17 protein-coding genes and 1 pseudogene are annotated in these 18312 nt (G+C 37.4%); 10 read left to right on the top strand and 8 right to left on the bottom strand.

What is annotated here, in order from left to right:
* The first annotated feature begins 403 nt into the window (after window positions 1-403).
* Complete coding sequence (gene hpaB / locus KI338_RS15115; protein WP_212921834.1) at window positions 404-1843, top strand: 4-hydroxyphenylacetate 3-monooxygenase, oxygenase component; 1440 nt, start codon at window positions 404-406, stop codon at window positions 1841-1843.
* Window positions 1844-2017: 174 nt separating this feature from the next.
* Here the strand turns inward: hpaB and KI338_RS15110 are convergent, their stop codons facing one another.
* The 3 genes and pseudogenes from KI338_RS15110 to KI338_RS15100 form a co-directional block, all read right to left on the bottom strand.
* A complete protein-coding gene (locus tag KI338_RS15110) occupies window positions 2018-2932 on the bottom strand; it encodes a Gfo/Idh/MocA family protein (RefSeq protein WP_212921833.1) in 915 nt (304 codons plus the stop codon).
* Between the two features lie 207 nt (window positions 2933-3139).
* A complete protein-coding gene (locus KI338_RS15105; RefSeq protein WP_212921832.1) occupies window positions 3140-4114 on the bottom strand; it encodes a Gfo/Idh/MocA family protein in 975 nt (324 codons plus the stop codon).
* 140 nt (window positions 4115-4254) lie between these two features.
* Window positions 4255-4474, bottom strand: a pseudogene (locus KI338_RS15100) (hypothetical protein).
* A 154-nt stretch (window positions 4475-4628) separates the two neighbouring features.
* Between KI338_RS15100 and KI338_RS15095 the strand changes: the two are divergent.
* Window positions 4629-4946, top strand: a complete 318-nt coding sequence (locus KI338_RS15095) for a hypothetical protein (protein ID WP_212921831.1) — start codon at window positions 4629-4631, stop codon at window positions 4944-4946.
* A gap of 283 nt (window positions 4947-5229) precedes the next feature.
* Here the strand turns inward: KI338_RS15095 and aspA are convergent, their stop codons facing one another.
* The 4 genes from aspA to KI338_RS15075 form a co-directional block, all read right to left on the bottom strand.
* Window positions 5230-6660, bottom strand: a complete 1431-nt coding sequence (gene aspA / locus KI338_RS15090) for an aspartate ammonia-lyase (protein WP_212921830.1) — start codon at window positions 6658-6660, stop codon at window positions 5230-5232.
* Between the two features lie 188 nt (window positions 6661-6848).
* Window positions 6849-7523, bottom strand: coding sequence for an LrgB family protein (locus KI338_RS15085; protein ID WP_212921829.1), 675 nt, complete (start codon window positions 7521-7523; stop codon window positions 6849-6851).
* Window positions 7520-7891, bottom strand: a complete 372-nt coding sequence (locus KI338_RS15080) for a CidA/LrgA family protein (protein ID WP_212921828.1) — start codon at window positions 7889-7891, stop codon at window positions 7520-7522. The genes KI338_RS15085 and KI338_RS15080 overlap by 4 nt, the downstream gene beginning before the upstream one ends.
* Before the next feature lie 112 nt (window positions 7892-8003).
* Window positions 8004-8885 (bottom strand): LysR family transcriptional regulator, encoded by an 882-nt coding sequence (locus KI338_RS15075; protein WP_212921827.1) that lies wholly within the window; start codon window positions 8883-8885, stop codon window positions 8004-8006.
* A gap of 390 nt (window positions 8886-9275) precedes the next feature.
* Between KI338_RS15075 and KI338_RS15070 the strand changes: the two genes are divergently transcribed.
* The 3 genes from KI338_RS15070 to KI338_RS15060 all read left to right on the top strand — a co-directional run bounded on the left by KI338_RS15070 (window position 9276) and on the right by KI338_RS15060 (window position 12713).
* The gene (locus tag KI338_RS15070) at window positions 9276-9446 is read left to right on the top strand and encodes a TIGR04104 family putative zinc finger protein (RefSeq protein ID WP_212921826.1); all 171 of its coding nucleotides are present in this window, start codon (window positions 9276-9278) and stop codon (window positions 9444-9446) included.
* Window positions 9447-9537: 91 nt separating this feature from the next.
* Window positions 9538-11790: an ATP-binding cassette domain-containing protein gene (locus KI338_RS15065; RefSeq protein WP_212921825.1), complete on the top strand. Its 2253-nt coding sequence runs from the start codon at window positions 9538-9540 to the stop codon at window positions 11788-11790.
* Between the two features lie 2 nt (window positions 11791-11792).
* Window positions 11793-12713 (top strand): helix-turn-helix transcriptional regulator, encoded by a 921-nt coding sequence (locus tag KI338_RS15060; RefSeq protein ID WP_212921824.1) that lies wholly within the window; start codon window positions 11793-11795, stop codon window positions 12711-12713.
* A gap of 221 nt (window positions 12714-12934) precedes the next feature.
* On the opposite strand, the gene KI338_RS15055 is transcribed toward KI338_RS15060, so the two are convergent.
* Window positions 12935-14194: a DUF5068 domain-containing protein gene (locus tag KI338_RS15055; RefSeq protein ID WP_212921863.1), complete on the bottom strand. Its 1260-nt coding sequence runs from the start codon at window positions 14192-14194 to the stop codon at window positions 12935-12937.
* Window positions 14195-14529: 335 nt separating this feature from the next.
* Between KI338_RS15055 and KI338_RS15050 the strand changes: the two genes are divergently transcribed.
* The 5 genes from KI338_RS15050 to KI338_RS15030 all read left to right on the top strand — a co-directional run bounded on the left by KI338_RS15050 (window position 14530) and on the right by KI338_RS15030 (window position 18097).
* A complete protein-coding gene (locus tag KI338_RS15050; protein WP_212921823.1) occupies window positions 14530-15522 on the top strand; it encodes a hypothetical protein in 993 nt (330 codons plus the stop codon).
* A 41-nt stretch (window positions 15523-15563) separates the two neighbouring features.
* A complete protein-coding gene (locus tag KI338_RS15045; RefSeq protein WP_212921822.1) occupies window positions 15564-16349 on the top strand; it encodes an RNA polymerase sigma factor in 786 nt (261 codons plus the stop codon).
* A gap of 187 nt (window positions 16350-16536) precedes the next feature.
* Window positions 16537-17169 (top strand): hypothetical protein, encoded by a 633-nt coding sequence (locus tag KI338_RS15040; protein ID WP_212921821.1) that lies wholly within the window; start codon window positions 16537-16539, stop codon window positions 17167-17169.
* Between the two features lie 36 nt (window positions 17170-17205).
* The gene (locus KI338_RS15035; RefSeq protein WP_212921820.1) at window positions 17206-17586 is read left to right on the top strand and encodes a VOC family protein; all 381 of its coding nucleotides are present in this window, start codon (window positions 17206-17208) and stop codon (window positions 17584-17586) included.
* 22 nt (window positions 17587-17608) lie between these two features.
* Complete coding sequence (locus KI338_RS15030) at window positions 17609-18097, top strand: GyrI-like domain-containing protein (protein ID WP_212921819.1); 489 nt, start codon at window positions 17609-17611, stop codon at window positions 18095-18097.
* The last annotated feature ends 215 nt before the right edge of the window (window positions 18098-18312 follow it).

The raw sequence follows: 18312 nt of genomic DNA, 5'->3' as shown, positions 1-18312 counted from the left end.
AGTAGTAAATGAATTAGGGTTTGCATTCATGGCGGTAAACCTGAGAAAGTTTACCGCCAGAACACCTAATTTACCAATGAATATTGAAAACAAACCAAAAAAAATGGTTCCAAGCACCAGTTTTTAGCATGATTGGAACCATTTCTATTTATTGTTGGCTAATTATGTCCCAGCCTCTTTAATAATTTACTAATAAATTACTCCTATTTCGGTACATCAATAGTAGCTAATACACCCCAACGGAGCCCCATACGCCACTTTCACCTTCCATCTGGTAGCGTTCTAGATTATAGCCAAAATATCTGATCACATCATTAATATATGGAACCCTTAGTTAAAAATCATAATAAACTATCAGGAAATATATTGTAGCTAATGGGATTTATTTTCAAGGAGTGAGAGTATGCCAGCCATAAGCGGAAGTGACTATATCACGCGAATTGACAATCTAAAGGCAAATGTATGGGTGGATGACAAGCCTGTTACTGGGAAAATTTCCGAGCATCCGGCATTTAAAGGAGTTATAAATAGCCAGGCTGCATTATATGACTTGCAGCATAATGATTCTTTAAAGAGTATAATGACCTATACTTCCGAAACAACCGGACAAAAAGTAGGAATGTCTTTTTTACAACCAAAATCAATTGATGATTTGATTAAAAGAAGAAAGATGACACAAGAGTGGGCATTGGCAAGTAATGGCATGATGGGTAGAAGTCCCGATTATATGAATACAGTCTTAATGGCTCTTGCATCCTCCGCTGGCTATCTAAAGGGGAAAGAAAACTGCTATCCGGAACGGTTAGTTGCTTTCTATGAGTATGCGAGAGAAAATGACTTGTCTATGACACATTCCTTTGTAAACCCACAAGTAAATCGGGCTCAATTTTACTTTGAGGATTCGGATGAACCAATTGCCGCAAAGGTTATCGATACAAATGATGAGGGTATTGTGATAAAGGGTGCACGACTTTTAGCGACTCGAGGTGGCATCACCGATGAAATAGTCGTTTTTTCAGCAGGTGGTATACAAGACAAAGCAAATGGTTTTGCTTTCTCCATTCCAAGCAATGAAAAGGGGATACGATTTATTTGCAGGGAGTCATTCGTAATCGGTGACTCTACATTTAATTACCCACTAAGCTCGCGTTATGAAGAAATGGATACCATTGTTGTTTTTGATCATGTACTCATTCCGTGGGAGCGCGTATTTTATTATAATAACTTACTCGTTTCGAATGAGTTTGCCATGGCAAGCTCATTCCTACCATTTTCCTTACATCAAGCAATATCGAGACAAATCATTAAAACGGAATTCGTGCTAGGCATCGTTCAATCGATTATTGATTCGATTAACATAGGCGAATACCAGCATGTTCAGGAGAAGACATCCGAAATTATTATCGCCTTAGAAACCTTGAAGGCATTAATTATTAAATCAGAGGTAGTGGCAAAGTTGGATGAATGGGGAATCATGCGCCCAGACCAAAAGACACTTCAGGTGGCTAGTAATATCTTTCCAAAGGTGTATGCACGATTTAATGAAATCATTCAACTAATTGGTGCAAGTGGACTAATATCCATACCTACAGAAAGTGCATTTGAATCACCTTTGAAGAAGGATTTAGATCATTATTTACAGTCTAAATCAGACGACGCCAAGAACCGTGTAAAGCTCTTTCGACTAGCATGGGAGTTATCGATGAGCGCCTTTGGAGCACGTGAGGTACAGTATGAACGATACTTCTTTGGCGATCCCGTAAAACTAGCAAGTCAGCTATATTATTCCTATGATAAAACCCCTTATGTGAAAAGGGTGAGGGATTTTTTAACGGAAGAGTGACGGTTGATTAATGGCTAGAAACGTATCGATTGATAGGGCATCAGGAACAGGCAAAGGTTCTCCTTCCCTTTGCCCCATCAAATTGGCCAACCGACATGAAAAGAGCCAAGCATAATTTATGGGTTTTTCACATAAAAGCCCTCTACCAATAAGTAAGGGGTAAATGAATCATCACTATTTCCTAAATAATTTTTCCACAAGGATTTGGGACTTCAACCCTTCCTGTCCATCGACAAGTGGTTTCATATCGTTTATGATACAGCCGATGAAATGTTCAACTGCTGCTTCAAATCCTTTTTGGTGTAGGATGGTCGCCCAAGAAGGTGCCGTTTGTATCGTATGTTTACCGTCCTCTAAGATGTCCATCACTTGTAGATTTTGAACCTGAATTATCCGTCCATTAGTAAGTAATCGTAATTGCTCCAAATCCGCCCCAGCTTTTCGATGCATCGATATAGTAAATGTTGATCCATTCTTTCCTTCGAATACATGCTGTGCATATACCAAATGCTGTTCACGATTGATATCTAGCCTTTGATAGGCCAGTGTCACCTCATCATCCTGAAACCATCGCATAAAATCAACTGCATGAATATAATCATCGAGCATAGTAAAACGGTAATCAACTGGACCAATTCCATTCTCTCGATGCTTTTCAAAGGAAAGAGCAGAAAGACTTCCCTTTCTTTCTTTTGCTTCTACATACATTGGTGCAAATCGCCGGTTAAATCCAACCATTAGCTTTCTACCGCTTTTGTTACTCAATTCCACTAACCTTTCAGCTTCTTCTAGTGTCGCCGCTAATGGCTTGTCTACATATACATCTTTCCCGTGCTGTAGAAGGGTAGAGACCACCTCATAATGCGACTCTGTTGAGCTATGTACAAACACTGCGTCACAAGCCTGAATCAGCGCTGACATAGTAGAAAAATCCTCAATACGGTATTGCTGACAAATTCTTTTTCGCTTTATCGAATTGGGGGAATATGCACCGACAAACTGCCAGCTTTTTTCGTTTGTTAAAATTGGTAAATATGCTTTTTGTGCTATCCCACCTAACCCTACCATGCCAATTCTTGGCCGATTCATCCCAATCACTCCCCAAAGGATTAATTATTTCGCTATATTCTGTTTATCTAAAAGAGTACAAGTACTTATATGTGATATAGAAGCAGGAGGAATTATATTTTCGTGTGCAGTTACACTAAATGCTGATTTAAATACCACAGCACTGGTTAGAATTTCTGCTTAATACACGCTTGCCCTCCATCATAAAAGGTTCGCTATATCAATAATTTACCTATCAGCCGCATAAATAATGCCACAATCTATCCGTACCTTTTCCGTAATTGCTAAGACTTGTTGGCTGATCTCTTTAAGCCTCTTGTATGTTAGTTGATCATTATTCTTAATCATATTGACGAAGCTTTCAACCTCATAGTACATATCTAGATGCTGGTGTTTTTCGGTTAGAATGTGCTCACCGGTAGGATCCATCCATGTAATCGTTGCAAGTGTACCAAGATCATCGATGACAAATGTTCCCTCTTCTCCTTGAATTTCTGATGGATTGTATGAGGTTGCTATTTTGGAACATAAGATCGTACAAATAAAATCTGGATATCGTAATACTAAAGTACCGCCACCGTCTACACCGGTTCGAATAATGGAAGGGTAATATGTCGCATCCACTGGCTCTCCAAATAAGGAAACAGCTAGCGCGAGTGGATAAACACCCAAATCAACTAAAGCCCCACCAGAGAAATTTAACGAGAATATATTTGGTTCCTCTCCTTTTCGAACATTATCGTATCGAGAAGAATACTTCGAATAGTTCAGGACTAAACCTCGCACTTTTCCTGCCTTTTCTAGGTTTTCCCGTAGTACTTTGAAACCTGGCATATGTATATTCCGCATAGCTTCTATTAAGAAAACACCATTCTCCTCTGCAGCTGTAAACGCTTGATCCAACTCTTTACGGTTTGAGAAAATGGGTTTCTCACAAATGACATGCTTTTTATGTCGTAAACATAGCATTGCCTGTTCGAAATGCAAGGAATTTGGAGAAGCTATATACACACAATCAATATCACTTTTTACAAATTCTTCAAGACTAGTAAAGTACTCCTTAGCACCGTGACGCTCCGCAAAATCCTTAGCCTTCATGCCTGTCCGAGAATATACGGATTGCAGTGTTAATCCTCCATGTTCCTTTGTAGCCTCTATAAAAGCACTCGTAATCCAATTTGTTCCTATTGTTCCTAGCTTCATATAAACCCTACTTTCTTATGGGAATTTTAGTGTATCATCTCTGTATCTCTGATTCTACCTCACTTCTCCATTTAAGAAAACCTCACATGTTAAGCAATAGAAATAGACGCCCCAAAATGGATGAGCGCCTATGCTTTGATTTACAGTATACTATTTTTTTGTGAATTCGAATCAATTAAATCAGGGTCATATACACTAGTCATCGGAATATTAAATGTCGTTAGATCCCCATTTTCTTCTCCAAAGCCCTGATTTCGTTTTGTTGATAAAAAGTATCTCGCCTGTTGTACAGGGCTTAAAGCTAAGGGTGGCTGCACGGTCCATAACATTAACCTTAAACCCAAGAATATATACTACCATTGGTGCAAAGTTCACCCAACATTCACGAAAGTCTTTTTCACTTTTGACATCATTTTCATAATTTAGTTTAATACATGTATTATCTAAGGTAGAATATATCACATAATCACAAAATACTTTTTGAAAAATAATCATAACTAGAGAGGTTTTTAGTATGAAGAAATTGGCTATTGTATCGTCTTTACTATTATTATTATCGCTAGGTGTAATTGGCTACTTTTACTATCAAGATTATAAAACAGGTGCAATTGAAGAGCGCGAAGAATTATTAGTAGCAACCACGAATGATTTATTTCATAACAGAGGAATTTATTTAGATGAAATCGAGAGCATTAAAGCCTATAAAGGGACTACAGGAGTTTATCCGTTTAACTATTTCGTAGTTGTTGTTTTAAAGGATAATAGAGAATTTTACTATGAATGGAAGGATAAAGAAAAAAGTAAAGTAAAATATAACGAATCCTTTAATTAAATAGAACTAAGTAATAAATCTATTAAAGAGAAGCTTCCTTTTTACTATAACTTGCTAGGTAATAGAGTGAGCAAAAAGCCCTCTGCATCCTGAAATTTAAGATGCAGAGGGCTCAATTTAATAAAATCGAATAAATTTATCAAACTCCGAACAATGGAAGGCTTCACTTTTAGCCTGCTCCGAAGGCTCCATGAGAGTCTACGCCTTATTTCCAGAGCTAATTTCATTCATTGTTCGTTTACTACACTAAATCTGTTAGTTATATCCCCGACTGTTCCCCATTTCACTTGTTGCTCAATAAACTAGCACCCGCTATTCCCGGATGTGTCATTTCATACGGATCAAGGATTAGATTTAGCTGTTCTTCTGATAAGACACCGTATCGTAAGCATAATTCACGGACTGGTTCTCCACTGGATATTGCCTCAGAAGCAATTTTCGCTGCAAGCTCATACCCAATATGTGGATTCACTGCCGTAATGACCCCAACACTCTTTTCCACATACTCTTTTAATCGCTCTGCATTCGCTTTTATTCCTCGTAAACAATGATCCGTGAATGTACGGAATGCATTGTTCATGATACTTATGGATTGTAGCAAATTAAATACAAGAACTGGCTCCATTACGTTGAGCTCGAGCTGACCTGCTTCAGACGCAAGGCCAATCGTATGATCATTGCCAATAACCTGAAATGCTACCTGATTGATTAGCTCGGCCATGACTGGGTTCACCTTTCCTGGCATAATGGATGAACCAGGCTGTCTTGCAGGTAATATGATTTCTCCTAAGCCTGTTCTTGGACCAGAGGCCATTAAACGGAGATCATTGGCGATTTTTGACATATTCATCATACTAATCTTTAATGCTGCTGATACTTCTGTATAGGCATCTGTATTTTGTGTCGCATCGACAAGATTTTCTGTGCCGGTTACCGGTAACCTACTTATTTCGGATAAATACTTTAAGACATTCTCAATATAGCTAGGGTCAGCGTTTAAACCCGTACCTACAGCGGTTGCCCCCATGTTTAGTTCATATAAATGCTGACGTGATTGTTTAATTCGCTTAATATCACGCGAAATAACACGGCCATATGCATCAAACTCCTGCCCAAGGCGAATAGGAACCGCATCCTGAAGATGTGTACGACCCATTTTAATTACATCACTAAATTCATTTGCCTTCTGCTGGAAGACTAATTGCATTTCTTCCATTGTAAGTGTAAGCTTTTCAATCATATTGAGTACAGCTATATGAATAGCAGTTGGAAATGCATCATTCGTTGATTGAGACATATTGACATGCGTATTCGGACTACAAAATGTGTAATTTCCTTTTTCCTTCCCTAAGAGCTCAATCGCACGGTTAGCAATTACCTCGTTCACATTCATATTAATGGAAGTACCCGCACCACCTTGGATAGGGTCAACAATAATCTGATCATGCCATTTCCCTTCCATTAATTCACTTGCAGCTTGAACAATCGCTTCGCCAACATCGGAATGAAGGCGCTTACTTTCCATATTAGCAAGTGCTGCTGCTTTCTTCACAATTGCCATTGCTTTAATTAGTTCTTCATGAATTCGATACCCTGTTATCGGGAAGTTTTCAACGGCTCTTAAGGTTTGGATACCATAATATGCATCTGCTGGGACCTCTTTTTCCCCTAAAAAGTCCTTTTCGATACGTGTTTTTTCCATTGTGAGTGTCATATAATATCTCCTCTACATCCACCAATAATATAAGTCTATAAAAACAAAAATCATTGTCTACGAGGCTAATTATAGAACTTCATGAGGAAAAAGCAAGATAAAAATTTCAATTAACTTATTTTTCTAGTTTGTATTATTCTCGCCTACTTTAAATTAATAAAAGAAGAGACAGACAAATGCTGTCTCTCCTATAAATACGGAATCAACCATATCCCCCATACTAGCGTGATTAATGCTGCAAATATCATGGCTAAAGAAGAAAATGTTCCTTCCTGTTTTCCATATTCCATTGCCTTATTTGTACCGACACCGTGTGCACCCATTCCGAGTGCAAGTCCCTTGGCAATAGGTGTTTGAATAGACAGCCACCGAAGTACAGCTGGTCCTACAATACCACCAACAACTCCAGTTATGATTACAAAAACGGTCGTTAATGTTGGTAGACCTCCTATCTCCTTCGACACCTCAATTGCTATTGGGGTTGTGATTGACCTTGGGAGAATCGAGATACTAAAGTCATAGCTAAGACGAATAAGCTTGGACAAAACAAACGTAGAAAAGATAGCTACTAACGTTCCAGTTATGATACTAACTAATATGGTACCGATATTTTTTCGAACTACCGCTATATTTTTATAAATCGGTACGGCAAATGCAACAGTGGCTGGTCCTAGCAGATGTGACAGAACTTTCGAGTACTCCATATACTGGTCTGCTGTTACATGTGTCAAAGTTATCATCACAATCAATAAGATTGGAGAAAGTAATAATGGGTGAAAAAATGGGATGTTCCATTTTGAATATACTTTCTTAGAAAGAAGATAGATCAAATAAGTGGCTACTGTATACACGATTATCATCATGATGATCTTCTCCTTTTCCTAACTGCAATTTTATCTGCAGTTAATGCTGTTAAACCCATTACAATGATCGTACTTACTGTGATTAGCACTACTATTTCTAAGCCCTGTAGGCTGATTATTTGTTGATAATTTACAATACCGACAGCTGAAGGAATAAAGAACAATAATAGCTCCGCCATCAACCAGCCCGCTCCTTGTTCCACCCATTCTAGTTTTACAATATGGAAAAGCAGAGCCAAAAATAATAAAAGTAATCCATACATCGATGACGGAATAGGTGATGGAATAATATGCTTTAACATAATTCCTAAAAACAAAAATACATGCAAAAATAATACCTGTATGATAATGACTCCTAGTTTTTTCATGATAAAACTTCCTTTGTGATAAATGCTTTATATTTCATTCACTAAGAGTCATATTACGCCGTTATTTGCCATTCGTAAAATACATATTTGGAATAGTTTTCATTACTTTTAGTTATAGCTTGTCTTTAACTATAAAATCAATAAATGTTCTTCCAGCATGAGAAATATATCTTCCCTTTTTCGTAATAACAGCCAATCTCCACATAATCGTGGGTTTTAAACTGACAATATTAATATCCTTCGCAAATAGACGATTACAGATGGACCTTGGCAATATGGACAACCCTAAGTTCGCTGCAACCATCTCAGACATCAAATCCCATTGAGAGCTCTTAAATAATATCTTTGGCTCAAAGCCTGCAGTAATATAAAAGTGGTTACGAATAATTTTATTCAATGCAAATTCTTCATGATAAAAAATAAACTCTTCATCCTTTAGATCCTTTATGTATACCTCTTTGCGATTCGCTAAAGGATGATTTTTAGGAACCAGCAGTAGCATCTCTTCCTCCACAATAGGGTATACATTAAAGATAGCTTCATCTACCGGTAGCACGGCAACACCTAGCTCAAACTCTTCTTCCTCCACACTTTTTACGACCCTTGCTCCACCATACTCGGTAATATCTAGCTTAATATTCGGGTAAGCATGGTGAAACTGTGCCATAACCTTGGGAAAAAACAAGCTGCCGATGAAGGGAGGTAAGCCAATATTAAGCTGTCCGACTAACAAATTTGTTAAATCACTCAAGGTTAGCTTCATTTCACCTACTAATCCTGTCATTTTACGAGCATACTCCAATACTACATTCCCTGCATCTGTTATATGGCTAGTCTTATTTGTTCGGATAAGCAATGTTGTACCAAGCTCTTCCTCTAATGCCTTAATAGACTTACTCAAAGCCGGCTGAGAAATATGAAGCTGCTCTGCCGCTTTCGTAATACTTTTATATTTGGCCACTTCCATAAAATATGTTAATTGTCTTAGTTCCAAAGCATAACCCCCTCTGTAATTGCAAACAACATGTTACACGAAATATCGTTATTTAACATCTATTACAATTCATTATATTTCTTCCCCAAGTTAGTCTTATTCATCACAGCAAAGGATAGCCATGAATTGGACATTGAGAGAAATTAATAACAGTATAAATAAAGAACCATATCAACGGTATGAAATTTGAACTTAAATTACACGTACCTTAGCCAAGATTGACATGGTAAAAATAATATTATTATTTAATGCTAATTGTAGTGCGAATTGATTTACATTTGAAGATTAATTCTACGATTGGTTTTTAAGATAATTTCGAATTGACGGAACAATAGTATAATAAGAATAAAGCTCGTGAAGAAATAATCTTTAACTAAAGGAGGGGATAAAATGCCTATTTGCCAAAATTGTGGTGAAAAATGGTCTTGGAGGCAAACAATGAAAACATTATTCAAATTGAAATGTCCACATTGCAGTACGAAACAATATGAGTCTACTTCATCGAGACTGAGAAGTGGCATACTAACAATTCCAAAACATACATACAAAGGTTTAATTTAATTTTTTTCAAATCCCTGACATAATGGTGTCAGGGTACTTCTGTATAATGATCTTTATATAATAAATGATCTATTGACAGGAGTGGTTTTTAATGACTGAAAATCAATATATTAAACTTGTTGGCTTAAAGGAAAATAACTTAAAAAATGTAACACTAACGATTCCAAAAAAGAAGATCACTGTTTTCACGGGTGTTTCTGGATCTGGAAAATCATCAATCGTATTTGACACCATAAGTAAGGAATCCCAACGTCAGTTAAATCAAACATTTTCAACGTATATTCAAAATCGATTACCAACATACAGCCAACCAGACGCATTGTCCATTGAAAATCTTTCCCCTGCTGTTGTAATTAATCAAAAGCGATTAGGAGGAAATGTACGTTCAACGCTTGGTACAGTCACAGATATTTACTCATTATTGCGGTTATTATTTTCTCGTATTGGAAAGCCCTTTATTGGCGAATCGGATGTTTTTTCCTTCAATAATCCTAAAGGGATGTGTCCGAAGTGTCAGGGAATTGGTCGAAAGGTTGAGCCCGATATTGATAAACTATTCGATAAAACAAAATCACTACATGACGGAGCGATTTTGTTTTCCACTTTCTCCGTGGGGACCTGGTATTGGCAGAAGCATTTAATCTCAGGTATATTCAATCCGGATAAAAAGTTAGCCGATTACACGGATTCTGAGTGGAATACGTTACTATATGGAAAAGACAAGAAAATCGTCTTACCCTTAAAAAATGAACCCGTGAAATATTTTGAAGGCGTTGTAGACAGATTTAGACGTATGTACTTAAAAAGAGAGATCAATCAATTATCGAATAATGTTAAGAAATTTATCTCGATAACACATTGTACAGCATGCAATGGAACTCGGCTAAGCCAAAAGGTATTAAATTGTAAAATAGATGGTTTTAACATTGCTCAATTCGCTGCGATGGAAATAGGTGAATTGATAAAGATAATCGAAGCAATAAAGGATCCAATAACAACAACAATCGTTTCCAACATTTCAATTCGACTACACCATCTCATGGACATGGGACTTTATTATCTTACACTGGACCGCGAAACATCAACCTTATCTGGCGGAGAAGCACAGCGTGTAAAAATGGTACGCCATCTTAATAGCAGTTTAACGGATATGATGTATATTTTCGATGAACCGAGTACCGGATTGCACCCACATGATGTAAACAATCTCAATCGCATGCTCCAAAAGCTCAGAGATAAAGGGAACACTGTTTTAGTAGTAGAACACGATAAGGATGTTATTAAAATTGCTGACCATATCGTCGACATTGGACCAGGGGCAGGTACAAATGGTGGGAAAATTGTCTATGAAGGAAATCTTCAAGGATTATACGATGCTGATACATTAACTGGAAACGATATGAGGAATAAACAATCATTAAAAAAGAAAACCCGTAAGTCCAACAAATATCTTTCCATTGTTGAAGCCTCCAATCATAACCTAAAGAACGTTACTGTTCATATTCCTTGTGGTGTTCTCACTGTAGTTACTGGCGTAGCTGGGTCAGGGAAAAGCACATTGATTTTTGATGCGTTTTTAAAACAACATCCAGAAGCCATTGTTATTGACCAAAAGTCAGTGGGTACCTCGATTCGGTCAACTCCAGCCACTTATACAGGCATTATGGATGTGATTCGAGATTCCTTTGCCTCTGCTAACAAAGTGAGTAAGTCACTTTTCAGTTTTAACTCAGAAGGTGCTTGCCCAGATTGCCAAGGAAACGGATATATTAATACAGATCTTGCATTTCTTGAAAGTATTAGAACGACTTGTGAAACATGTAAAGGGAAACGTTTCAAGGATGAAGTTCTTCAGTATACATTAAATGGAAAATCCATTTCAGATGTATTAGGCATGACAGTATTAGAGGCACTTGAATTTTTTCGGGATAAGGAAGTGGTATCCACTTTAAGCGCATTATCAGAGGTAGGATTAGACTATATGATATTAGGACAGCCGTTGAACACATTATCAGGGGGAGAATGTCAAAGAATTAAATTAGCTGGCGAGCTACACCGCTCTGGTAATATTTACGTATTGGACGAGCCAACGACAGGACTTCACATGTCCGATGTTAGACATTTACAATCCATTCTAGATCGTTTCGTTGATAACGATAGCACCGTCATAGTGATTGAACACAATCTAGATATAATGAAGCATGCGGACTGGATTATTGACCTTGGACCTGGTGGTGGAAAAAAAGGAGGAGAAATCCTATTCGCAGGTACACCACTTGATTTAGTAACAAGAAGTAACTCGCTAACTGCACAATATCTAAGAAATGAACTACAGGAGGACTAACCTTGAAAATCGAACGATTATTGGGAATCATTGTGTTACTAATTCACAGGAAACGAATAAAGGCTGTGGACTTATCGAGGTACTTTGAAGTATCAGAGAGAACAATATATAGAGATATCGATTCTCTTAGTCGTGCAGGGATTCCCATCGTATCGTTTCCTGGGCAAGAAGGCGGCTATGAATTAATGGATGGATTCAAATTGGATAAGAAGTATCTAACTTTAGATGAATTACTCTCTATACAGTGGGCATTGAAAAGTATTGAAAGTGCTACTGGGTTTGAAAATATCAACAAACTGATTTCGAAAATTAATCCATTAATTGACTCGGTACCCATACAAGATAATAATATCCAATTACAAATTTCACATCCGAATAATGGTTCGCAGCATATTCAAACATTATATAGTTCTATTCAAAATAATCGCGTAATTAGAATTCGCTATGTAGATCATAAAGGCGATGTAACAGAGCGAGACATCGAGTCCATGGGGGTTTTTTTAAAAGATTACCACTGGTACACTTGGGGTTATTGTTTACTGCGAAATGAACTTCGAGTATTTAAATTAACTAGGATAATTGAAACATTTAACACAGCTCACTATTTTACTAGGCGTCCATATACTATGGAAGATATATATGAAAAAGAGGAAGCGGAATCAGAAAGCAGCATACGACCATTCGAGGTTTGCCTCCAATTTAGCCGAGAGATGAGGGCACAAGTATTAGATAACTTTCAGAAGGATGAAATAGTAAATCATTCAGATGGGACAATAATCGTAAAGAAGAATTATTACACCATTGATAAAGTTATCACTGAAATTATCCGTTTTAGAGATAAAGTCCGTATTGTCTATCCGAAAGAAGTGATTCAACAGTTAATGAAGTGTTTAGATGACATAAGAGAATTATATAAATACTAAAGGATGGAAATAAATTAAAAGGCAAGAGCGCGAAATAATACCGCACACTTGCCCAACTAACTTTTACTAAAATAATCTGTGAAATTCTTTAGGATTACCATAAAAATCCTAGCGACTATGCAACGTGTTAATCGTGTTGTATTTAGATTTAAATTTATAGAGAGTTATTTCACATTTTCTCTCATTATCTAAACTACGTAATCTTCCTATTAATATAACTATTATTTGATCTCAAAATTAACTCTTTTTCCTTTAGAAATATCTGTTGCATCCTGGTTCCTAATTGGACCAATTTCTAGCTCGAAAGGTTTATCCTTCCAAATTTTCTCATACTGTTCTTTGTCCAGTGTATAGATTTGTAGATACTCGCCAGATTTACCAGCATCAATTAGGTCATCATAACTGTAATTAAGCAGCATGCCTTGATCAAACATATATTGCGTACCATCGTTAACTGTCAGCTTTGAAGTCATGGATGATAAGCCAATAGCGTCAGAGCCTTTATTATCTAGTGTGAATTTTACTGTTAGTAATACAATTCCATTTTTAAAATCAACAAAGCGTGGCGCCTCTACTTCATTGGGTGTAAACTCTGTAAACTGATAGCCATCTAAAGTGACTGTAACATCGCCTAATTTTTCACTCTTTCCAATATTAGACTTTTCCTTCAGCATTTTCTTTACGCCCATGTCATCCGTTGTTACTCTGTCCTTATAAAAGGCTTCATTTGCAGCAACCTTATCTGCTCCAGCAGCATTTAAGCTCAGCGTAAATTGGCCTACCTTCCCGATCGGGTTACCAAAGTCACCCTTTACAGATTCTGCAGCTGGAACCTCTACTGCTACAGTAGATACATCTAAAGCTTTATCGAAATGCGTTTTACCGAATGGGTATGTATAGTAACCTGTAACAGACTCACCTGCTTTTAATACATAATCATCTGACGGTGGTAATTTCGTATCAATCTGCTCTTCTTCCGGTAATAAATATTGATAATTATTATAAGCCTTATCTGCACCAGTAAATGATAGATAAAAAGCCGGCATATAATAAACATCCTTATCCAATTCATTTGTTACTGTATATTTAGCAATGATGACGGCACCATTTGTCTCATCATTAAAAGGAATGCTGAAATCATCATGAAAATCATTAAGTTCAACTACTGTATATTCATCCAATGAAACAGAAACACCATCCATTTCATGAACTTGTGATTCTTTGTTCTCATAGAGAACCTTTGCAGTTCCTTCTGTTTCTTTCTCCATATAAGCAATTAACTCGGAGACATCACTAGCTTCACCTGCAGTGGTTTTAGTTTTATCCTCTTCTGGTTTTTCTTCTTTAGCCTCATTCTTTTTTTCTTCGGAGACACTTTCATTGTTATCTGTCTTTGTTTCTTTCTTGTCGCTCCCACAACCAGTAATAATGAATAATGTTAGCATCATTGTAGCAAGGAGCATCCATATTCTAGCCAATATTTTCCAACCTCCATTTTCAACAAACTGATAACATTCTAACATATCAATCTTTTTAGTAATATAAGGAAAAAGTAGTGATTGATGAGAAAAAAGTTCTATTTCTAAGTCTATTGTCACGCGACTTTTGACTGATAATTGTAGCTAATTAACCCCAATTTATTTTTTTCTTATTTTTTTTATGAAATTGATAGATTCCATTGACTGATGGCATCATTCTTATAAAGCGCACGAAAATCCTTATGAATGAAAATAATTAATATTTTGAAATAATGGTATAATAGGAGAAATAATTGTGCGGTGACAAAGATTAGCATTAGTTAACGAGGTGAATAACAATGGAAAAACAATGGAATCGAACAAACACATCAGCTGCAGCTGCGATTTATGGGGCAATTACTTATGGGGAAAACAGTAATTTTTCCTTAGTTGATGTAATGGGGCTTACGGGTCATGCCTTCCGTATTAATATTGACTGTAAGGAGGTCAACGTAGCTGGACCTACCATGTTCCCAGGTGGTTATATTTTGCGTCGCAATTTATGCAATTTAGGATTTATCAGCTGCCTAGCGGATGCGGAAGCACCGGTCTCACCAGAAAATGTTACTCGAACCATTGCATTGATTCAGGATTCCATTGATCGTGGGTATCCAGCAATCGCTTTTGATTTGTTTGTACCTGAATTTGGTTTGATTTATGGGTATGACGACGAGAAGAAGGTATTCCACGGCAAGGATGCTGTTAATAATGGAACAATTCCGTATGAAAAATTTTCGGATGTCCGCTCAGGCGTCCTATTTGCGACTACAATCAGTGAACAGCTTCCTCACTCTAAATATGAACGATTACGAATGGCTCTCGATATGTTTGTCGATCATACACTAGGTCGTGAGTGGAATCATATTTTTAAGGATCAGTATAAGATGGGGCTCGAGGGATATGATGCATGGATGAACGTATTAAAACAGCGAAAAGCAGATCCATATGGGCAGGCCTATAATATCCATGTTATTAGTGATGCACGTGAGTTTGCTGTACAATTTCTAAAAGAACTTGAACAGACTTGGACGGCAGATAATATCGTTGAGAGGACGGTTCGCAAACTTGCTGGAGAAGCCGCTCAATGCTATCAAAAAACGACAGCAGCACTTATTGAGATGCGTGACTTGTTTCCCTTCCCAGAGGGAGGAAATCCACAAAATCCTGCTCACTCCGATAAAGCAATTGCTTTATTAACGACTGCCAAGCAAGGAGAAGAAGATGGAATCAAGTTACTCGAAAGATTACTTCATTTTATGAAAGCCTATCATTCAGAAGTATGGATCCATTAAGCATGCTATTCACTTGAGAAAAATACGAAGGGGTTAATCGTATGAACATCCCAATTAGCTCATCAGAAGAATTGAGTATGAAAAGTGTCGCTCTTGATAACCAGACCATGCAATCATCACATAGCAATCCCCCAACAGAGCTCGTAGAAAAAGCACGCAAAGGGGACCAAGATGCTTTTGGTGAGCTTGTGCGCCTTCACAGAGAAAGAGCACTCGGATGGGCACAATCGATTACGAAGGATACCTTTCTTGCAGAAGACATCGTACAAGATGCATTAATCCGTGCCTTTCTGAAGCTAGGGACATTAATGGACACGAAGAAATTTCTTCCCTGGCTAAGACAAATTGTTCGTAATCAGGCTTACATGAAAATGCGTCGTGGTGGACCTTACCGAAATGAGCAGCCATTTGCGTTATTTACACCATCGAATGAAGAGAGAACAATCCATGCTCAACGAGTTGATTGGAGTGACGTGGATCAAATCCTCTTCTTTATGTCTCGTTCATCTAGGGAGCACGCAAAGCAAAAAGAACCAATTGCCTATTTATTAAGGGCAGAAATCATGGAAAACATCCGCTCGTTATTACATTGTTTAACAGATAAAGAACGTAGCATTTTTGAAGCACACTTTTTTGGTGAACTTACACCTGTTGATATAGCAGGTTTATTTGGAATGCAGACTGCCAATGTTTATAATCTATTGTCACGTTCAAAACGGAAGGTGCAAAGAGAACGTATCCGTATTTCGATTAACGATTATGTCAAAAATCGCGCTCGTGCTAAGCTACCAGCTAAGAAAATTTTAGCACCCCCACCAGATTTTTAATCATTCAAGAGATCCTTAAATTCATCATCCGAACAAACAACTACATGGCTAATTCAATCCAAGACTACTTCGATTATTTACGGAGAGGTTAATTTTTTGTAGCTCCCTATGTAAGATTTATAGAAATTTTTTGCTTTAGCAACTTACTTGATAGGACAAAAATTTTCAGTAAAAGGAGAGGGTTATTATGGTAAACACAGTGAAACCGAAGACAAACAACCACCGCAAGCTATTAAAACAAATCTACGAGATTAAGGAGGGCAAAACGGTTATCGAAACATTGCCCGATCGTTGTTATGTCTCACAGCGTATGTGTACGTCCTTTCATATGGATTGGGATGGTCATCCAGAGCCAAAGGACGAGAAGTGGATTGGCTTTAAAGTCGTAAACCAAATAAAGCAAATTACCAAAACGGAGATGGACTACCGCTTTAAGCTTATGCCCCATGAAATGATCTGGCTTCAACAGGAAGAGGATCAGAAGTGGCTCGTTGACAGAATGATGCTCGTTCCAGATTTCATTACAGAGGATATCTATACGAGGGCATTAGAAAAGGTAAAGAAAAACCTACGTGTTGACGAATTACCAGCAATTAGTTTTAGAAGAGAAGCAGCTGCTTTAGAAGCACTCCAGTTGCATGTTGGCCATTACCGAGATACAAAGGACACATTAGCGGAGATGGAGGAAGAAGTAAATCGACGAGGCTATGAAATGATTCTGCCTCACCGGGAGATTTATCTTAACCCAGCGATGGATTGCTATCCGGCACACAACTGTAAAACAGTTATTTGCGTAAAAATTCAAAAGCGTGATGAGTAGCTGTTTTTTAAACACTATAGGGGGGAGGTGACACATATGATTGAGCAAATTCTTTACAATCAAATTCCCGTAAAAAACATTCCACGAGCTGTAAAATGGTTCGTTGATGTGCTCGATTTTCAGTTCATCTGGCATATTGAAGATGAACAACTTGCCCAGCTTAATCTGCCTTCTGGGCAAATGCTATTTTTAATAGAAACAAACGATAGCAAGGGGATTAATTTCACTCAAAATGACGCAAAACATGGCGTAATCGGTTTCCACACAAAGGATATTCATGGTCTTTACAATAAATTAAAGGCACACAAGGTTAACGTCACTGAGATAGTCTATGCAGGAGATAACCTTTTTTTAGACTTTTATGATTTAGATGGTAACCGATTCAATGTCCAATGTGATGCTAACAAAAAACTATAAAATTAATGCGAGGTGAACGAAGATGTCAGAACCAAAACTGGTACATAAAAAGTCGTTTCAGGTAGTTGGGTATACTTTTAACGCTAACCTACAAGAAATTGAAGAGAAGCAGTTAAGTAAAAAAACAACCGAAAGACTGAAAGCAAATGCAGATAACATCCAGAATAAGATCGGTAATCATATTTATCTCATTCAACTGTATCCGATGAAAGAGCATTTCAATGCCAACACAGACCCCTTTACACAAATCATTGGTTACGAAGTATCTGAGCCCTCTGATTTGCCACCGGATGCCATCATACACCACGTCCCCGAAAATGATTATGTTACCTATACACATCATGGACTTGAATCAGAATTATATAAATCCTATGATTACTTATATGGTAAATGGCTAAGGGAGAGTAACTATCACACGCTTGGATACGACCTCGAACTATGGGATGAACGTTACAAACCCGAAGATACAGAAAATGAAATTGAGATGTATGTTGCTGTGAAGCACACTTAAATTATTTCAGGGGCAGTGGAAAAAACCAATTCCATATGCCTCTTTTTTAAGGAGACAACTAGCATTAGAGCGGTTCTATTAGACTGATTTCCGCGTTTTACGTTAACTTAGTCTATTAGAGCGGTTCTATTAGACTGATTTCGGCGTTTTTCTTAATTTTAGTCTATTAGAGTGGTTCTATTAGACTGAATTCCATGTTTTTCGTTAACTTAGTC

It is taken from the genome of Ornithinibacillus bavariensis (assembly GCF_018333235.1).
Lineage (GTDB): Bacteria > Bacillota > Bacilli > Bacillales > Amphibacillaceae > Ornithinibacillus > Ornithinibacillus bavariensis.
This window is presented reverse-complemented; position numbering and strand designations above follow the sequence as displayed.